We start from the raw sequence: 16,606 nt of genomic DNA on the forward strand, positions 1-16,606 counted from the left end.
AACTTGGAGAAATGGGACAGGTCTGCCGGAAGATCTAATCTTGGATAAATCAGCCGAATTATCCCATGCTCCCAACTCGAATCCTTTCCTTAAAAATCTTTAAAACTGTGAGTTATGTAAGCTTCCCGGATTAAGATATAACACGAAAACAGCCCAATCCGTTCATCTTTATTTCATATTTAAAAATGACCGAATATGAAAAAAATTTTAACAATAACTGTAGTGATCGTGACATGCGCTACAGCATTTTCGCAGGATGCGCCCGGAAAGGCAACAAAAACATTTTCACTCGGACCGGTAGTTGGTTTTGGTCACACCGGAATCCGGAACACGACCGGAACAGACATCTTCAAACCGTCCTGGAGCGCCGGATTGATTTTCAATTACAGTTCTATGAAACATGTAGGCTTTACCACAGATGTACTTTGGTCTATGGAAGGAGGGCGCGTAGAAAGTGCGGGATCCGAAGCAGATTTGACTCTGCAATATATCCGTGTTCCGATGAAATTCGCATATTATTTCGGGGAGTTTGAGGATAATTTCCGCCCGAAAATCACCGTAGGTCCTTCCCTGGGTTTCCTGTTGGACGCAGTAAGTGACACCGATGCTGAAGGTGGTTCAAAAGTTGATGTCGCCTCTTTTTACAATAAATTCGATATCGGGGTGAATGCTTCTCTGGGATTTAACTGGAAGATGGCGGAAAATATCTGGTTGAACACGGATTTTAATTACTATACCGGCTTTATATCCATTCGCGATAACCAATACAATTCTAACTTCGGAGTGCAACTGGGAGTCGCCTTTGGGATCTAATAATGAATCGATCAACAAAAGGAGTTCTGGCACATGAGTCAGGACTTTTTTTATAGCTTTTCGGGATTTCCGGAATTACACCGGAATGGATTCATCCTCTTGAGCTCTTCTTATTTAAACGTCAAAGAGGAGCTAAAAGCCCCTCTTTCACTAAAAACTTAAACTAAACCAAATCATTGTGCTATTACAACTCTATGGTTCTCAAAATTAATTCGGTACCCCTGTTTGTCTTTTACATTTTTATCCCGGGGATTTACATATTTTTTTGAATCTGACAGACCGGTTTACTCCTGGATCAGGGCAATGATATTTTTCGATGGATCTGTAAACCAGGCCAAAGTAGGACCGTGTTCGTTTCGGGCAATCCCTTTTGAATCCGTTTTAATATATGCCATGTCATATTGAAGGAAAACCACCCCTTTCTTTGTCAATTCCTCCACTGCATCATCGATATCCGTAACCGGGATATTCATTACTGTAAAAGTGGCCGGAACATGGTCCTGTTTCGGATAGATAATGATTTTCATTCCCTCATTGATCCGGATAGTGAGAACGGACATTTCTCCCTTATCCACTTCCAAACCAAGCACATTTTTATAAAAAAAGTAGGCTTCATCTGTATCCTCAGCTGAAAAGCTGCTGAAGATCTTTTCTCGTTGTATCATATTTTTTTGTTTTAAAATTTCTTTTTATGATTGAATACTGCAGTTATCAGTCGCTACTGATAACTACTGCTAATCATCCATTACACGAAAGCACTGTAACCCGTTATAGCCCTTCCAACGATCAAGGTATTGATTTCTTTCGTTCCTTCATAAGAATAAATAGCTTCCGCATCCGCAACAAACCGCGCAACATCGTATTCCAGCAGGATTCCATTCCCTCCCATTACTTCACGTGCTTTACTGACAATATCGCGCGTACGCAAACTGCAAAATACTTTCGCTAAAGAGGCGTGTTCGTCCGTGAGCTCTTTTTGGTCCTGTAATTCCGACAAACGCGCCACCATGGTTTGCATAGCCGTTAAATTCGTAAGCATTTCCACCAAATGGTTTTGGATCAGCTGGAAGGAAGCAATCGGTTTTCCGAACTGCATCCGTTCACGCGTATATTTCAAAGCGGCCTCATACGCACCGCGGGCACATCCCACCGCCAGCCAGGCTACACCCGCTCGTGTTATACGCAAGACATCGGCCGTGTCTTTAAACGAATTTGCTTTTTGCAAACGATCTGCTTCTTCCACAACACAAGCAGTCAGTGTCACAAGTCCGTTCTGAACAATACGTAGCGCCATTTTATCTTCCATTTTCGCTACCTGTAACCCCGGATTTTCCTTTCTTACCAGGAATCCCTTGATTTGCCTGTCGTCCTCATCTTCCGCCCAAATAATAATTACGTCGGCAAAGGTGGCATTCCCGATCCACTTCTTTTTCCCGTTCAAAGTCCAGGTATTCCCGTTTCGCTTTGCTTTCATGGTTAACCCTCCTGCAACGGCTGATCCAACTTCGGGTTCTGTCAAACCGAACGCACCGATTTTCCGCATACTTTTCAACGCGGGAAGCCATTCGCGTTTTTGTTCTTCGGAACCCAATAAATGAACCGACCCCATCACCAGTCCGCTTTGCACCCCGAAAAATGTTGCAAAAGAAGCGTCTATTCGTGCCATTTCAATTGCCAGGACACCTTCTATCAAACAGGATCTCACCGGATCACTAAAACCAGCATACGTCATCCCGCAAATGTCCAGCTCGGCTACTTTCGGGATCAAATGATGCGGAAATTCTCCTTTCAACCAGTAATCATTGGCTATGGGTTTCACTTCTTCTTCCATAAAAGCCCGGACTCTTAACTGAAGCGCACGTTCATCGGGAGTGAGTGTATGGCTAATGTTGTAAAAATCCCCGTCTATGGGAGGAAGTTCTTTTTTCACCTGGTTCCCGTCCATCAGCTTCATTAAACCGGATAACTTCCTGTCGTCCAGTTTCCCTAACTTGTTCATGACTTCGGCCAGGTCTATTCTTTTGGATAAGTGGGATAATTGTTCCATGTCTACCTGTTTAAACAGGTGCCAGGCGTTCTTAATGTTCGAGAAAAGAGCCATAATACCGGGATTTCCACTCAATTTAGAACAAAAAGACCTGCGCGTATCTTAAAAGAACATAAATAACACCGGTGAAGTGCAAAAATTCGGAAATACTCCAAACTTCCAGTTCACACCCGTGTTAAGATACTTACCTTTACAACACTAAAATTCGCAACATAATGACTCCGGAAAATTTAATGAAGCAAATCGATTTCATCAAAGAGATTGATAAAGTGAAATACATTCAGCGCAAAACAAAACTGTTCAACAGCAACCGGAACGAAAACGACGCAGAACACAGTTGGCATTTGGCCATGATGGCTATGGTACTGGCTGAACATTCCAATATGCCGGTTGATTTACTGAAGGTGATCAAAATGGTGTTGATCCACGACATTGTTGAGATTGATGCCGGAGATACCTTCATCTACGATGTCCAAAAAAATCACTCCAATACCGAAGAAGAACGCTTGGCTGCTCAACGTATTTTCGGGATGCTTCCCGGGGAACAATCCGAAGAACTGATCGCCATTTGGGAAGAATTCGAAGCCGGGGAAACACATGAAGCAAAATTTGCCAGAACCATGGACCGCCTGGAACCCTTATTACAAAACACCTCCAACAATGGCGGAACCTGGAACGAGTTTGGGGTTAGTTACGAGAAAGTATACGAAAAGAAAAGCATCATGAACGAAGGTTCAGCGGCCATTTGGAAGTATGCAGAACAATTGATCAATGAAAGCCTGGAAAGAGGCATTTTGAAAAAAGGATAAGCTACAAAAAAGGCCGTCCAATTACTCAGACAGCCTTCAAGAAATTACAGGGAATTCTAGTTCGCTAATGATACGTTCACTGCGTTCAACCCATTTCTTCCGTTTTCCGTATCGTACGTGACGTTATCGTTTTCACGAATATCTTCGTTCAAGCCCGAAGCATGTACAAAAATATCCTGTTCGTTTTCTCCTTTAATAAATCCGAAGCCTTTTGCATCGTTGAAGAATTTTACTGTTCCTTTATTCATATTGGTTTTCTTGTGTTCCGTTTATTTGGAACTGTTATTATAATCAATTCTGATCCGGTACGTACTTCGCACAGATTTTTTACGGAAAATGTTTAAATGAATGGGAGTGTAAAAATGACTTTACAGTCTGATCGAGATAATAATCTTCTATTGAATCGGGTGAAAGGTACGACTAATTTCCCGGGTATTCACATTTAAATGACAACTGATCATAAGAAAACAGACCGTTTGAGTCGATTAAGCAGTCATAGCAGGCAACGGAGCAACACCGTAAAATTAAAAAAGTTTGAGCTGCCGATTGGAATTTGTTGAATTATTGCTTGTTTTCTTTAATCGGGCTGGATTTCCAATCCGTATTTTATTGCCGATTCAAGCACGTCGAGATGAATATCTTTTAACGTTTTGAATTTAATACAGTAACCGGTCACACTTGCCTTTCCCAGTTTTTCCTTATAGGTTTTGGCTAAGTAGGCTTTATCTTCCAATCCCAGGACGTAAACAGAGATTCCGCTGGTGTTTGCGCTCAATCCGATCCGATAAAATTCCCTGCTGGTCCCGTTCGCATAGCGAATGGTGTAAAATCCGTACCCGATATTCGGATTGGAGACTACTTTTCCACTGGCGTCTCTCCCATCCGTGAACCACAATCTACACCCCGGCGAAAGCCGAAGGATACGCTCGTGTAAAGTCTGCATTTCACCGCGCTTGGGCTCAGGCTGACTGGCAATATATGCCTGGATTTGATCTGTTGTATTCATCAATCGAATATAATTAAAAATCCAATTAGGGCACCTTAAATCCAAGGATCAGGATATCGTCCGTTTGCTCTTCTTCACCCGCCGTAACTTTCCATTCTTCAATCGTCTGATCAAACACTTCTCGCTGGTTCGGCATACTCAGGTTCTGAATGGAGAGAATCAGGTCCTGAAAGTTCTTATAGGTAAACTTCTTTCCATTCTCTCCTCCGAACTGGTCTGCATAGCCGTCGCTGAAGAGGTAGTAACAATCACCCGATTCTATATTTATCTGGTAATTGGTAAACTTTTGATCGGTGTTATTTGAAAAGAGATGGATCGGTATTTTGTCAGTCGCCAATTTGGTCAGCGTACCGTTTTTAACCTGATAAATGGGGTTGTAGGCCCCGGCATATTCCATAATCATTTTTGATGTATCGATAACACATAAGGCAATATCCATCCCGTCTTTTATTTCACAATCCTTATGATTCATTTTTTCATTTGCGTGCTGAAACTCATTATTCAGCTGATTTAATATTTCTGCCGGATTCGTATGTTCGTAATCCGTGACGCATTTACTCAGTAATTTATAACCGATGATACTAATGAATGCTCCGGGAACACCATGTCCGGTACAATCACAGGCAGCAATAAAAATCTTGTCCTCGTGTTTCTCTATCCAATAAAAATCACCGCTGACAATGTGTTTGGGTTTAAGCAGTACAAACGATTCGGGAAGAATGGCATCCAATTGTTCTTTGGAAGGAAATATCGCTTTCTGAATGAGCTGGGCATACCGGATACTCTCTAAAATCTCCCTGTGCTGCTGTTCGATAATGTGTTGTTGCTCTTTCAAGGGTGTAATGTCCAGGAAAGAAGAAACCAGGTAGTTCTTCCCGTTGAGTTCCATTTGTTCGATGCAACTTATCGCATATATGTCCCTTCTGTCTTTTGATTTACACTTGATGATTTCATTCTTTATCCGTCCTTTTTCGCGAATAATCGTTGAGACCCGCTCGTGTTCCGCCTGTTCGAGGATTCCAACTTCCCGTGCATTTCTCCCGATTATTTCCGATTCGTCAAACCCATAAATTTCCAGGAACCGTTTATTTATTTTCACATATATCCGGTCTTCTGTGGTAATGGACATACAGGCAGGGCTTGAGTCAAACATCATTAAGAAGCTTTCCAGGTTTCCCTGAATCACCTTTTCTGCCATTTCCAAATTGTCGACCTCTATGGTATCCGAAAAGATATTCTTCATGAGTACATAGTCTATTTTAATATTACGCCTAACTGATACACCCAATTTGAACTATCTACAATGGTCGATCTGTTTACAGCAGATCACATGAATCGGATCACTCCCGTTTGTGAATAGCTTGTACTGCGTTAGTTACTCAATAATACGCAATAATTCGGAAAAAAGAAACAACCTTTCATCGAAAGACGGACCTGGCAGATCAAACGCTCAGGTTCACGACTCATTTTCTTTGAGGAAATACCGGATCAGGTCTACAGCCGTTACAATTCCGCACACCCGGTTATTGCGGGTAATCACAACCGAACTGAATTCCCCTTTTGCCAGGAGTTCAGCAACTGCCGCAATGGAAAGATCTTCATCTACGCTAACAGGAGAATGCGTCATCACATCTGCTACCGTTTTCGAAGAATAAACAGGTTCCTGATCATCCAGAGTGGCCTCGCCGATCTCACGCATAAAATCCACCAGGCTGACTATACCGACCAGAACGTCTTTTTCCGTAACCGGAACGTGACGGTGAAAATTTGCTTTCTCGTAAAGGTGTTTGAGATCGAGTATTTTTTGTTGAGGACTGACACTTTCTACCGGTGAAGTCATGATCGTTGATACGGGTAATTGTAAATTCATCTGGCCTGTTGTTTTAAATTAAATCATCCGAAGGATACTGAACCATTCAGCTTTCCATCGTTCGACAAAGGTAAAAGTTACGAATATGTTCCGGAAAACAAAAATCAGTTCGAACACTGATCTTTATCAATTTTCTATTGCACTAAATGTCGGAAGTTAGCAGAATGAAAGCAAAAACATTTATAGAATTGGCAGCATTGTCTGCAAGCCTGTATGCTATTTCGAAGGAAACCCATCTTCTGGAAAAGCTGAAGGACCTGTCGGAAAAGGGTAAGAATAGCATCAATGATTTTATGTCAGAAAAGATCACCGATGAAAATGGCAATGAGGTTCCTTTTACGGAAAAACTGCTTCTGAAAGCAAAAGAGGCGCAGGAAGAACTGGAAACCAAGATTGGTGAAATGATCGCAGCATTTTACGAAAAGGTGAATATTGCCCATACCGATAAATTAAAAACCTTGGAAGATCAGCTGGAAGAAGTAAACAGGAATCTCGCATTGGCTGAAGCACGTATCAATCAGTTGGAGAGCAAAGGCTAAGACCAATGGCATTGTTTGACTCCCTGCGACAGCGCTACCGGTCTTTTGTAAGGTTCAACAGGATTCTTCGCATTTTTGTGCGTTACGGTTTTGAAGACATTGTCTCCTACCTGATCGAAACCAGGAGATTTCCCCTGTTGCGGAAACTGATTCCACGCGCTACCAGGAGAAATGCCCGAAAGTATACCAAGTATGAAAAAATGCGCCTGGTCTGTGAAGAACTTGGCCCGACATTTATCAAATTCGGACAAATTCTCAGTAACCGGTCGGACCTTCTTCCTCCTGAGCTCATCATTCAATTGGAAAAATTACAGGATAGCGTGCCTCCTCAGGCAGGAGCCATTTCACGCCAGGTAATCGAAACCGAATTGAAAAAGCCCTTGGAAGAACTATTCGCCTGGTATGAAACAGAAGCGTTTGCTTCAGCTTCCATGGCGCAGGTGCACCGGGCAACATTGAAGACGGGCGAAAAGGTTGCTGTGAAAGTTCAGCGGCCTGAAATCCGGGCGATCATTACCGAAGACATCAAAATCATGTACATGCTCGCAGGGATTCTTGAACGCAGGATCCCTTCATTGAAAAGCTTCGATCCGCAAGGACTCGTCCGAAACTTCGAGGAAAGTATTCTGAAAGAACTCGATTTCATCCGGGAATCAGTTAGTATCCAGCGTTTTTCCAGGAATATCACAGACGATCCGCACGATAATACCACACATGTTCCAAAGGTTTACCGGGAATACACCACCGGAAAAGTACTCACGATGGAGTTCATTTCGGGTTTGAAGGTAACCGACAGCAAGATCCTGGAATCGAATGGGTATAATCGGAAAGAAGTTGCGCAAAGGTTGGCTTTGACCTATATTAAACAGGTTTTCGAATACGGCTTCTTTCACGCAGATCCGCACCCGGGAAATATCCTGGTGCTTCCAAACGGTCATATCTGCTTTCTCGATTTCGGCATGATGGGCAGCATTCTCCCCAGGGATATTGAAATCCTGGGCAACCTATTCCTGGCCGTGAAATCCAAGGACGTGAAGAAAATCATTAAGACCTTACTCCAGATGTCCGATACAACGTCGATCCGGGACATGCGGTCACTCGAATACGAACTCAATGAATTCGTCTGCAATTACAGTGTTTCCAGCATCCACGAAAACGAAATGAGCACCGTATTGCTGGAGTTGAAGGACATCATTGTACGATACGATCTGAAGGTACCTCCGCATTTCTACCTGCTGATCCGGTCCATGGTAACCATCGAAGGCCTGATCCGCAACCTGGATCCTGATATTGACATGCTGGAGATCGCCCGGCCGTACCTCCTTTCATCCATTGCCAAAAAACTCAACCCGTTTAAGCTGGGGATGAAGGTTCTGAACGGACTCTATGAAATAGCCAATTACATGGAAGAATTCCCGGGCGACCTGAAAAATGCCATTCGAAAAATCAATACAGGAAAAGTGAATGTCAACCTGAACCACCAGGGAGTAGATCCCCTGGTCCATACACTCAACCGAATTACGAAACAGATTGCCAGTGCTCTGATCATGATTGCAATGATCGGTGGTTCAACCCTATTCATTATCCACCGGATTACTCCGCTTTGGTTCGGGTATTCATCGTTCGGTATCATCGGAATCATTTTTACCGCTATAATCGGTTACGGAATGATCAGCAATATTTCCCGGGGAGATCATGATGACCGGAATGTCTGGAAGAAAGAACGTTAAACCGAGGTTTCAATCACTGTTTTTTTCAATGAGCTGCACCATGTTTTTATTGAACGAAGACAATGTCGTGCCCAGTGTCTCGAAAAAAGCCAAATCAACGTTTTCCACTTCGATGATCGCTCGCTGCAAAACACGTTCACCCTGAGTAGTCAGCCGAATGGTTTTTGCCCGGGTATCCGTTTCGTGTTCCTGCCTGGTGATAAACCCTTTTTCTTCCAATGTTCGCAATACTTTCGACACCATCATTCTGTCGGCATTGCTTTGATTGGCAATATCCACTTGTGTAACTGCCTTACTTTTTTTTGAAAGCCAGCCCAATGCAGCCAATAAAACAAATTGCGTTTGGGTCAGATCCAACGGATCCAGGACTTTCTTTTGTTTTCGTTGCCATAACATGGTGACCTGTCCTAATAAATAGCCCGGACTGTCATTCGGACGGTTGAATTGGAATTCGATTTCTTTAGACATTTTCTTTCAATAGCATGTGAGACGAAATTAAATCAAAATCGGCTTGGTTGATTTCCAAAAAACCAAAACGGAACGGATATCCCCAACTTTGTTTATTCGTGATAAACTGCAAGTCCCGGATGAAGGGTAAAATGGAAGTGTCCCGATGGGCAAAAAATGTCACATTCCTTCTCGACGGACAAAAATCTGCGGTCATTTGAAAAGAATAAATTTCCTCGTCTTTCACTTGTCCGATCGCCGTAAACTCCTGGCATTTTTCTGCTTTATCCAACGTCTGTTTTCCGGAATAATAAATAACAAAATCGCCGGGTTTCATTCGTTTTAAAGGAGCCGATTTACCGTGACACGCCTGTATAATCCCTGCAGCAATTCCATTTTTCACATGATCTTTGGACGCTACAAGGATCCAATACTTTTGCTGCTTGGCCTCCATATCGGTTATTTTGTCTCCAAAAAAGTTAATTTATAGCCATCCGGGTCTGCTACATGCAGTGCCTTTCCAAACGGTGTCGGGAAAACATCCCCCAAAATCGTCACCCCTTTTTCCAGGAATTGCTGTTGCAGATCTGCTATTTCTCCATCAATGGCAAACCAAACCGAAACACCATTCCCTACTTCCTTGTCATCCAGGCTTCCCAGGGGTTTCCGAATTGCAAAACTTGCTTCCCCTTTGTTAAACTTAAAAATAACTGCATCCGGATTACTCATTTCGGACAATTCAAACCCTAATTTTTCCGTGTAGAAAGCTTTTGAAGCTTCTAAATCCCTTACCTGAAGAGATGCAAATTCCAATCTTCTCATTTTTCAATATTTTTTTGTTGTCACAAATATAATATATACGACAACAATAACCAAACTTTTTAAATCATCCCTTTTTCACTCTTCCAAAAGGCTTGTTTGAAAAAAATATCCGGTAATTGCCAAAAACGCATGAGGGCTCATCATTTTAAGCCGGCAAAAAATTGTCATTTCCTAAACATTGCTTAATTTGCCCTACAATTAAATACCACTATGACAACAAATACTCCCCCTTCTCAAGACAAACTTCCGGAAAATACTGCGGAGGTTTTGCAACAAACCCTGCTTTCCGGATTTGTATTCAATGTGAATTTGCTCATGCAGCAAATGGTTGCCAGCCAGCATTCCCTGCAGCAAATCCTAACCGCATCTACGGCAAAAGCCGTAGCAGAAATTACCAACCCGAACAGCACGAATGACACCGTAGTCATTCAGAATATGGACCTGGTACTGAAAGCAATCCAGGAGTCCTCTTCCAGTTACATTCATTTAATCAAGCAATTGACTGTTGAAGCCGAAAACGCTTTAAAAATGGTCAACAAATAATCATTCATTTTCTATTATTCATCAAAACACGTTTCATTATGCCAGATAATTCAATCGTAAATCCGCAGATTACAGATGCCGTAACACAAACGAATGTAAAAGTTATTGCAGAAGCCCCAGCAATGGCCTTATCCAATGTGTACCAGGCAATGGCGCACAGTACAGGAATTCTCTTTGAGAATGCAGTTTCAGCACAACAAAACATGAACGTGATCGCTCAAGCCGCAACCACACAGGGCGTTGCTTTGATCTATTCGGTTGATACCGCCGCTGCCGGTGCTGCAACAAATAAAATTTTAGACGAGAACAAATAATCGGTCATACCGAAGCTTCTGGCTCCGGTATGACGGAGTAAACCCAAACAGGCCCGATCCTTCGATCGGGCCTGTTTGTTTTTGGACTGGTCTTAGCCGGAAGTACAGATTTTAATTCGGTTTAATGCTGAGCAGTCTCCATAATAGAGGTATAAATCCAATTGAAACAGCAATAAAAAGCCCAACGCGAACATAATTCAGGGTTTTCCATACATTGGCACGTTTAACTAAATCTGTTGCGGAATTTAGCCCTTCGGCAATTTTTTGAAACTCAATGATATTCGGGGCGAAATATGAAAGTGTCCAAACTCTGACTGCAAAATGAACCGCAAAAAGGATCAGTAATCCGTTTCTTATCGGCATTATTTTCCAGCAAAAGACAATTGCCAGTATAAAAGTCAGTTCGTGTAGGGAATGAAAAACTATCCAAAAAGTCTTTAGACTTGCTCCGTTCCTATCTATTAAGTAGGAAAAGGATTCCGGCGGATTTGCCGTCCATTTGGGCACTAAAACAGCCGTTTCGAATAGCTGCGCCCCATTCATTAAGAAATAAGTTAATGTGGTGATAAGCATCCACATATCTGCTCTTGACAAATAATTTTCAGTAATGTTCATTGTTTGTTTTTTAAATTTTGGGTAATATCCTTCATGATCTCCGTTGCCGCTGTAAAATACCGTTCGATTGCATTGATTTCCGCTTCTGAAAACGAACTGGTCAATTCCCGGGTTCTTTTTTGCAGGATTGTAAAAACAGGTTCAAGGAGTTCCATTGCTTTTTGAACATCCGGAACAATCAATACTTTCCTGCGATCGTTTTTATCCGATTTTCGTTTTAAAAGCTTTCTTTTTTCAAGTCGGTCTATCAATCCGGTTACTGCTCCTGTTGACAATCCGGTTATTTCTGAAATTTCTCCTGCGGTCAGTTCTTTTTTCTTAATAATCAGTCCGAGATATTTGTGATCTGTTCCTGCAAGACCAATACTGCTTGAAATAGCTTCATGCATTAAAATTGACGTATCTGAATAGTTCCTGCTTATTTCACTGAAATTTTGGGTTGTTTTCATTCATTACCTTATTAACAAATATCTTTACACTAAATATCTTAGTGCTAAGATAAATAAAATCAACTAAGAAACACTAAACATTGTAATAATTTAAAAAAAATGACGGATCCGTCGAAGAGAAAAAAGAAAAAGCGAACGGAAATGGAACCAGAAATGATTGTCAAATTACATTTTAATTGATTCCTGATGATTATTTATCAAATCCAACATTTGCTCTGTTGATACAATATACCGACCTTTTCCATCGATCAATTCTGTTCCTGATTACTTAGACGAAGCCCTGGTGCATTTTCAATGAGATTTACAAAACACAATCCTTTATGTCGGTATATTCGAAAAGGCTTCAATGGGTTTCTTTTTTAATAAAGACAACTTCAACACGCATGTTTTTATGTACGTTCTGAATATCCGTGCGTGGAAATAAGGGAATACTATTACTAAATCCTTTACATTCAATTCTGTTAGATTCAATCCCATTTGAAACCAGATACTTTTTAACTGCTAACGCACGTTGTTCGGATAATTCTTGTCCTGGTCTGCAACAAACATGACCATTCAATTGAACATTTAACGTGCTGTCATCCTGAAGGATAGATAATAATGTTTTTAAATTTCCTGACGATTCGGGAACTATTTTATATGTTTCTGATACGAAGTTAATATCAAGATTAATTGGAGAATTAAGTTTAAACTTATTTTCTACGCTGTAAATGACAATGTCAACTCTTCTGAAAGTGCTGTCATTTAGTTTTTTCTTTAAATCCCGTTGTTCATTTTTGTTTATACTATCTATTGCAAAAGAACTTAAGCTAGTCGATCTTAAAATTTTCGAAACTGAATTTAATCTTTTAGCAGCCAGCTTTTGATTTGATTTTTGACTGCCGATGGTATCTGTATATGAAGTTATTTTAATCTTTCCAGAAGTTGCCTTTATCCTACTGCATCTGGCAATCAATCTTTGTGGATTCTCAATCTCATAACTACCAAATTTAAAAAAAACTGATAGAGAGTCCAAACACTTAGTCTGAATAAATTCTTGCGAAAAAGCATCTGATTCTTGCAAAAAAAGTACTGTAATAAATACTAAAAGTCTTTTTATCCCCATAACTCAGAATTAATTTTATTTAATTTTAATTGGACTAGTTTTGCGTTTCATTGATTCTCATTGTATTTCACAAATCCCTTGATCTGATTGGGGATTCAGACTTAAATTTGATTTAATGATACAGAATAAGTTTTAAAGGCTGTCGATAAGCAGTACTTTTTACTCCACCGGAATTATGTTTATTCAATCTATTTTCCAAATTAGCTGAATAATCAACATATAGCATTCGATCTTTTTCGTTGAAAAGTACATACGTGCAATAGGCTAATGGTTGTATCATGATCTCAAGATAGGAAGATTTCCTGAAAAAAGGAGGTGTCGGGTTCAAATCTTTCCGTAGTAGATTTTCCTTCGTCAATCACTACGGACCACCACAAAATGAAAAAGCCACCCTGTTAAGGATGGTCTTTTCTACTTTCAAGGTGGAGAAGGGCGAACGAAAATGGAACCGAAATCATTAGGAATTATTCCTCTGAATTTATTGGAATGTTTTTTTCTATGCAATACACATTACTCGCTGATTCATCCTTTAGTATCAAATCACACATTTCAAAAAGTTCTTTTTCGATTGCCAATAAGTATCTATCCTCTGTTACTAGAATTTTCTCTACTTGATCAATAAATTTAGCAAAATCAGGATTGGCTTTGCAAAGCTTATCTATCGTTTTAAAATCTAAATCACTGTATTTTGAAGGAAAATGAACTTTACTTTGATATGGATTCGATGATAACTCAATAATTCCGATTCCAAATGATTCATTAAGTCTCTTCATTTCATCATGTAGAGTGGGCTCTATTTCAAAAGCAACTAAATATCCATGATTCGCCCAACTTGAATTTGAAACAGCTTGAAAAAAGCATTCTTTTAATTCATAATCTGATTTAATTTCCCGCTTAATTTCATATGAATTAAGCCTAAAAGTTTGTTCCTTATTTACAGTTCTTTGTAGTGCTTGCCCTTCTTTTGTTTTTAACTTTAAAAATGCTACCCCAATCATATCAGGATGAATCCACTTTTGATGTTTTTCACTACTACTGCTAGACTTCTCATGAAAAATTGTTTTAGAATCAATACCGTGTGATTTTAAGAACGTACTCAATAATATATGTAAATCACGTTCCTTATATGGTGTAGGCGTTGAAATAGTTTTTACAGTCTGTGATTGTGTGATGCCAGTAAGTACATCCATTCCTATTATATCTTCATTAACGGATGAATAGTATAAAAACTGTCTGCCCCCCATCTTTGATCTTTTTACTCTTGAATCACCTTTTCGAATAAAATCGCCAAGTTGTGCGCCAATGGTATCGGTTGGAGTTTTCGCATTACTCCAATCAATATACTGTTTCTCTTTAATTAAATCATAAACTTCCAAATAAGTTAGGGCCCGTTTATTTTCTTCTAAAACTTTAAGTATTGCTTCCTTGATAGTCATATTAGTAATAGTGGATGAGTTATTTATTATTAATGGTCAATACTACCAAAAAAAACTGAAATACAACACCTTCCAAGCAAAAGGGAATCGAACCTCATAAAATTTTAAGAAACTGAATGAAATCGGTACTTGCGGAAGATTTGGGTTTTGCCATCCTCCTTAATCCTCCCTCGGAGGGAGGAAACAGATTGAAACTTCGATTCACAATCCCACACTCAGTCCTCACACTCACACTGAAAAGAAAAAGCTATAACTCAGTGTGAGTGTGGAGTGTGAGCAAAGAGGGACAAAAATAAAAAGCATCACTCTCGTAATGCTTTTTATTTTTGTGGAAAATATCGGACTCGAACCGATCACCTCAACACTGCCAGCGTTGCGCTCTAGCCAGATGAGCTAATTTCCCATTGAGTTTTACCTCATTCCCTTTCCAAAGAAAAGTGTTACTAAGATACTATTTTTTCTTTTCGTGATCTTCCTTTGGGTTAAAAATCCTCTCATTAAACCCATTGAGCTATTTGAAGAGACCATAAAATCAAGTTTTATCCTTTCCCTTAATCTCAGCTCCGAACATAGTTCAGCTCACACTCTCGGAGATCTGTTCTCCGCAGTAATTCAATTAAGTTTATAAATATGATGCCTAATAGCAAACAACACCAATCCTGCGGTGTTTTTACAGCCAATTTTAAGTAATAGATTGTTTCGGTGCCCGTTAACGGTACTCTCGCTGATAAATAATTTTTGCGAAATTTCCAGACTCGTATTTTCCTGGCAAATAAGTTCGAGCACTTCTCTTTCCCGGCGGGTAATGTCCATTTCTCCAAGCACAACTTTTTGTTTTTTCCCATGCATAAAATGATGCATGGCTTTGATGGTTTGCTCGTTAAAATAGTAATCGTTTGCTACAACAGCCCGAATTGCTTTTTCCACCTCACTGAAATCAGCGTTCTTGGCCAGATAAGCATTGGCTCCGGCTTCAACCATGGCTTGAATATATCTTTCCTCCTCATGTATGGTAAGAATAATGTTTCTCGTGACCGGATACTTTTCCCGCATAATCTTCATGGTTTCCAATCCATTCAATACAGGCATGTTAATGTCGATGAGAGCTACATGAATAGTGTCCTGGCAAGTGTCAAGCTGCTGAAGTAAGTCTTCTCCATCGGTGCATTCCAATACAACCCTTAAATCCGTTATGGCTTCTAACAGGGATATAATCCCTTTACGGAAAAGCACCTGGTCTTCTGCTATAGCAATGTTAATCATAATTCTGATGTTTGATTGAATGGTAAACTCAACTCGCAATTGAATCCCTGGCCAGGAGAAGAAGTGAAATACACATTTCCGTCAAGAGCAAGAACACGACTCTCAATGTTTTTGATGCCTATCCCCCTTTTTATTTTTTTGTCGGTTAAATCTACACCAACTCCATTGTCTTTATACCTTAGTTGCAAGTGGCCTTCGTAATTGCAGCAACTAATTTCAACAGAGCTGGCCCCGGCATACTTTAAGGTGTTATTCAACAATTCCTGGATGATACGATAGGTCGCAAGTGATACCGTTGGGTTCATTTCCTCCGGTACATGATCAAACTCAAAATGAATGTCAATTCCGGAAGCAGTGGAAACAGATTGGGTATAATTGCTTAAGGTTTGGTCCAGACCGAGTAATTCCAGTTCAAAGGGAATAATGGCATGTGAAATACGGCGCACACTATTTATACCGGTTTGAATGAGGTGCTTACTTTGTTGAAGGGTATCTTTGTTTTTTTCAGTTTCAGGGTTCAGTTGTTGAAGGGAGAGAGAAAGTGTAGAAAAAATCCCCCCCAGTTCGTCATGAACATCCCGTGCAATACGCAAGCGTTCGTCTTCAGCAGATTGTATATTACTGCTGAGTAATTCTTTCCGGTGTTCGGCTTCCATTCGAAACAACTCTTCCTGCTGTAACCTTCCCCGTTTTCAGACAATGATTAAATATAATTATTCTGTTTTACTTTTTCCAATCTATTACTTCCCTTAAACAACCAGGGGCTTTGCCCCGCTAAAGATTTGTGTGGATGATTTG

22 protein-coding genes and 1 tRNA gene are annotated in these 16,606 nt (G+C 40.4%); 6 read left to right on the top strand and 17 right to left on the bottom strand.

Features of this window, described 5'->3' with window-relative positions; genetic code table 11:
- The first annotated feature begins 195 nt into the window (after positions 1-195).
- Complete coding sequence (locus FO442_RS13440) at positions 196-813, top strand: porin family protein (RefSeq protein WP_144333715.1); 618 nt, start codon at positions 196-198, stop codon at positions 811-813.
- A 284-nt stretch (positions 814-1,097) separates the two neighbouring features.
- On the opposite strand, the gene FO442_RS13445 is transcribed toward FO442_RS13440, so the two are convergent.
- Positions 1,098-1,478: a VOC family protein gene (locus tag FO442_RS13445; RefSeq protein ID WP_144333716.1), complete on the bottom strand. Its 381-nt coding sequence runs from the start codon at positions 1,476-1,478 to the stop codon at positions 1,098-1,100.
- An 80-nt stretch (positions 1,479-1,558) separates the two neighbouring features.
- Complete coding sequence (locus FO442_RS13450; RefSeq protein ID WP_222102000.1) at positions 1,559-2,914, bottom strand: acyl-CoA dehydrogenase family protein; 1,356 nt, start codon at positions 2,912-2,914, stop codon at positions 1,559-1,561.
- 161 nt (positions 2,915-3,075) lie between these two features.
- Here FO442_RS13450 and FO442_RS13455 point away from each other — a divergent pair, with 161 nt between their 5' ends.
- Positions 3,076-3,669 carry an HD domain-containing protein gene (locus tag FO442_RS13455; RefSeq protein WP_144333717.1) on the top strand — a complete coding sequence of 198 codons (594 nt, stop codon included), beginning with the start codon at positions 3,076-3,078 and terminating at the stop codon, positions 3,667-3,669.
- Positions 3,670-3,725: 56 nt separating this feature from the next.
- On the opposite strand, the gene FO442_RS13460 is transcribed toward FO442_RS13455, so the two are convergent.
- From FO442_RS13460 to FO442_RS13475, 4 genes are all read right to left on the bottom strand, one after another.
- Complete coding sequence (locus FO442_RS13460; RefSeq protein WP_144333718.1) at positions 3,726-3,917, bottom strand: cold-shock protein; 192 nt, start codon at positions 3,915-3,917, stop codon at positions 3,726-3,728.
- A gap of 329 nt (positions 3,918-4,246) precedes the next feature.
- A complete protein-coding gene (locus tag FO442_RS13465; RefSeq protein ID WP_144333719.1) occupies positions 4,247-4,675 on the bottom strand; it encodes a DUF1801 domain-containing protein in 429 nt (142 codons plus the stop codon).
- Between the two features lie 25 nt (positions 4,676-4,700).
- Positions 4,701-5,918 (bottom strand): PP2C family protein-serine/threonine phosphatase, encoded by a 1,218-nt coding sequence (locus tag FO442_RS13470; RefSeq protein ID WP_144333720.1) that lies wholly within the window; start codon positions 5,916-5,918, stop codon positions 4,701-4,703.
- A 213-nt stretch (positions 5,919-6,131) separates the two neighbouring features.
- A complete protein-coding gene (locus FO442_RS13475) occupies positions 6,132-6,545 on the bottom strand; it encodes a CBS domain-containing protein (RefSeq protein ID WP_144333721.1) in 414 nt (137 codons plus the stop codon).
- Positions 6,546-6,709: 164 nt separating this feature from the next.
- On the opposite strand from FO442_RS13475, the gene FO442_RS13480 reads away from it, so the two are divergent.
- Together FO442_RS13480 and FO442_RS13485 are read left to right on the top strand one after the other, a co-directional pair.
- Positions 6,710-7,084, top strand: a complete 375-nt coding sequence (locus FO442_RS13480; protein ID WP_144333722.1) for a hypothetical protein — start codon at positions 6,710-6,712, stop codon at positions 7,082-7,084.
- 5 nt (positions 7,085-7,089) lie between these two features.
- Entirely contained in the window at positions 7,090-8,814 is a 1,725-nt protein-coding gene (locus FO442_RS13485; protein WP_144333723.1) for an ABC1 kinase family protein, read from the top strand.
- A 9-nt stretch (positions 8,815-8,823) separates the two neighbouring features.
- Here FO442_RS13485 and FO442_RS13490 read toward each other — a convergent pair whose 3' ends face one another.
- The 3 genes from FO442_RS13490 to FO442_RS13500 are packed head-to-tail and all read right to left on the bottom strand — an operon-like array spanning position 8,824 to position 10,083.
- A complete protein-coding gene (locus FO442_RS13490; protein WP_144333724.1) occupies positions 8,824-9,282 on the bottom strand; it encodes a MarR family winged helix-turn-helix transcriptional regulator in 459 nt (152 codons plus the stop codon).
- Complete coding sequence (locus FO442_RS13495) at positions 9,275-9,715, bottom strand: EVE domain-containing protein (protein ID WP_144333725.1); 441 nt, start codon at positions 9,713-9,715, stop codon at positions 9,275-9,277. The genes FO442_RS13490 and FO442_RS13495 overlap by 8 nt, the downstream gene beginning before the upstream one ends.
- A 5-nt stretch (positions 9,716-9,720) precedes the next feature.
- Positions 9,721-10,083 carry a VOC family protein gene (locus FO442_RS13500; protein WP_144333726.1) on the bottom strand — a complete coding sequence of 121 codons (363 nt, stop codon included), beginning with the start codon at positions 10,081-10,083 and terminating at the stop codon, positions 9,721-9,723.
- Positions 10,084-10,293: 210 nt separating this feature from the next.
- On the opposite strand from FO442_RS13500, the gene FO442_RS13505 reads away from it, so the two are divergent.
- Both FO442_RS13505 and FO442_RS13510 read left to right on the top strand, forming a co-directional pair.
- Positions 10,294-10,626, top strand: coding sequence for a hypothetical protein (locus FO442_RS13505; RefSeq protein WP_144333727.1), 333 nt, complete (start codon positions 10,294-10,296; stop codon positions 10,624-10,626).
- Between the two features lie 38 nt (positions 10,627-10,664).
- Positions 10,665-10,940, top strand: a complete 276-nt coding sequence (locus FO442_RS13510; RefSeq protein WP_144333728.1) for a RebB family R body protein — start codon at positions 10,665-10,667, stop codon at positions 10,938-10,940.
- Positions 10,941-11,051: 111 nt separating this feature from the next.
- On the opposite strand, the gene FO442_RS13515 is transcribed toward FO442_RS13510, so the two are convergent.
- The 8 genes from FO442_RS13515 to FO442_RS13550 form a co-directional block, all read right to left on the bottom strand.
- The gene (locus FO442_RS13515) at positions 11,052-11,555 is read right to left on the bottom strand and encodes a transposase (RefSeq protein WP_144333729.1); all 504 of its coding nucleotides are present in this window, start codon (positions 11,553-11,555) and stop codon (positions 11,052-11,054) included.
- A complete protein-coding gene (locus FO442_RS13520; protein WP_144333730.1) occupies positions 11,552-12,004 on the bottom strand; it encodes a MarR family winged helix-turn-helix transcriptional regulator in 453 nt (150 codons plus the stop codon). The genes FO442_RS13515 and FO442_RS13520 overlap by 4 nt, the downstream gene beginning before the upstream one ends.
- 343 nt (positions 12,005-12,347) lie before the next feature.
- On the bottom strand, positions 12,348-13,109 hold the full coding sequence (locus FO442_RS13525) for an OmpA family protein (RefSeq protein WP_144333731.1): 762 nt from the start codon (positions 13,107-13,109) through the stop codon (positions 12,348-12,350).
- A gap of 112 nt (positions 13,110-13,221) precedes the next feature.
- Positions 13,222-13,389, bottom strand: a complete 168-nt coding sequence (locus FO442_RS19070) for a GIY-YIG nuclease family protein (protein WP_144333732.1) — start codon at positions 13,387-13,389, stop codon at positions 13,222-13,224.
- Between the two features lie 184 nt (positions 13,390-13,573).
- Complete coding sequence (locus FO442_RS13535) at positions 13,574-14,545, bottom strand: HTH domain-containing protein (RefSeq protein ID WP_144333733.1); 972 nt, start codon at positions 14,543-14,545, stop codon at positions 13,574-13,576.
- Positions 14,546-14,874: 329 nt separating this feature from the next.
- Positions 14,875-14,948: transfer RNA gene (locus FO442_RS13540), tRNA-Ala, on the bottom strand.
- Positions 14,949-15,157: 209 nt separating this feature from the next.
- Positions 15,158-15,808: a response regulator transcription factor gene (locus FO442_RS18965; protein WP_144333734.1), complete on the bottom strand. Its 651-nt coding sequence runs from the start codon at positions 15,806-15,808 to the stop codon at positions 15,158-15,160.
- On the bottom strand, positions 15,805-16,464 hold the full coding sequence (locus tag FO442_RS13550) for a sensor histidine kinase (RefSeq protein ID WP_144333735.1): 660 nt from the start codon (positions 16,462-16,464) through the stop codon (positions 15,805-15,807). The genes FO442_RS18965 and FO442_RS13550 overlap by 4 nt, the downstream gene beginning before the upstream one ends.
- Positions 16,465-16,606 lie beyond the last annotated feature (142 nt).

Origin of the sequence: Fluviicola chungangensis (assembly GCF_007558725.1) — a bacterium.
Lineage (GTDB): Bacteria > Bacteroidota > Bacteroidia > Flavobacteriales_D > Crocinitomicaceae > Fluviicola > Fluviicola chungangensis.

What these genes read in the sequence shown, in the direction of transcription:
- FO442_RS13440 (WP_144333715.1), top strand. Translation starts at nt 196, where the DNA reads ATGAAAAAAATTTTAACAATAACTGTAGTGATCGTGACATGCGCTACA.
- FO442_RS13445 (WP_144333716.1), bottom strand. Translation starts at nt 1,478, where the DNA reads ATGATACAACGAGAAAAGATCTTCAGCAGCTTTTCAGCTGAGGATACA.
- FO442_RS13450 (WP_222102000.1), bottom strand. Translation starts at nt 2,914, where the DNA reads ATGGCTCTTTTCTCGAACATTAAGAACGCCTGGCACCTGTTTAAACAG.
- FO442_RS13455 (WP_144333717.1), top strand. Translation starts at nt 3,076, where the DNA reads ATGACTCCGGAAAATTTAATGAAGCAAATCGATTTCATCAAAGAGATT.
- FO442_RS13460 (WP_144333718.1), bottom strand. Translation starts at nt 3,917, where the DNA reads ATGAATAAAGGAACAGTAAAATTCTTCAACGATGCAAAAGGCTTCGGA.
- FO442_RS13465 (WP_144333719.1), bottom strand. Translation starts at nt 4,675, where the DNA reads ATGAATACAACAGATCAAATCCAGGCATATATTGCCAGTCAGCCTGAG.
- FO442_RS13470 (WP_144333720.1), bottom strand. Translation starts at nt 5,918, where the DNA reads ATGAAGAATATCTTTTCGGATACCATAGAGGTCGACAATTTGGAAATG.
- FO442_RS13475 (WP_144333721.1), bottom strand. Translation starts at nt 6,545, where the DNA reads ATGAATTTACAATTACCCGTATCAACGATCATGACTTCACCGGTAGAA.
- FO442_RS13480 (WP_144333722.1), top strand. Translation starts at nt 6,710, where the DNA reads ATGAAAGCAAAAACATTTATAGAATTGGCAGCATTGTCTGCAAGCCTG.
- FO442_RS13485 (WP_144333723.1), top strand. Translation starts at nt 7,090, where the DNA reads ATGGCATTGTTTGACTCCCTGCGACAGCGCTACCGGTCTTTTGTAAGG.
- FO442_RS13490 (WP_144333724.1), bottom strand. Translation starts at nt 9,282, where the DNA reads ATGTCTAAAGAAATCGAATTCCAATTCAACCGTCCGAATGACAGTCCG.
- FO442_RS13495 (WP_144333725.1), bottom strand. Translation starts at nt 9,715, where the DNA reads ATGGAGGCCAAGCAGCAAAAGTATTGGATCCTTGTAGCGTCCAAAGAT.
- FO442_RS13500 (WP_144333726.1), bottom strand. Translation starts at nt 10,083, where the DNA reads ATGAGAAGATTGGAATTTGCATCTCTTCAGGTAAGGGATTTAGAAGCT.
- FO442_RS13505 (WP_144333727.1), top strand. Translation starts at nt 10,294, where the DNA reads ATGACAACAAATACTCCCCCTTCTCAAGACAAACTTCCGGAAAATACT.
- FO442_RS13510 (WP_144333728.1), top strand. Translation starts at nt 10,665, where the DNA reads ATGCCAGATAATTCAATCGTAAATCCGCAGATTACAGATGCCGTAACA.
- FO442_RS13515 (WP_144333729.1), bottom strand. Translation starts at nt 11,555, where the DNA reads ATGAACATTACTGAAAATTATTTGTCAAGAGCAGATATGTGGATGCTT.
- FO442_RS13520 (WP_144333730.1), bottom strand. Translation starts at nt 12,004, where the DNA reads ATGAAAACAACCCAAAATTTCAGTGAAATAAGCAGGAACTATTCAGAT.
- FO442_RS13525 (WP_144333731.1), bottom strand. Translation starts at nt 13,109, where the DNA reads ATGGGGATAAAAAGACTTTTAGTATTTATTACAGTACTTTTTTTGCAA.
- FO442_RS19070 (WP_144333732.1), bottom strand. Translation starts at nt 13,389, where the DNA reads ATGATACAACCATTAGCCTATTGCACGTATGTACTTTTCAACGAAAAA.
- FO442_RS13535 (WP_144333733.1), bottom strand. Translation starts at nt 14,545, where the DNA reads ATGACTATCAAGGAAGCAATACTTAAAGTTTTAGAAGAAAATAAACGG.
- FO442_RS18965 (WP_144333734.1), bottom strand. Translation starts at nt 15,808, where the DNA reads ATGATTAACATTGCTATAGCAGAAGACCAGGTGCTTTTCCGTAAAGGG.
- FO442_RS13550 (WP_144333735.1), bottom strand. Translation starts at nt 16,464, where the DNA reads ATGGAAGCCGAACACCGGAAAGAATTACTCAGCAGTAATATACAATCT.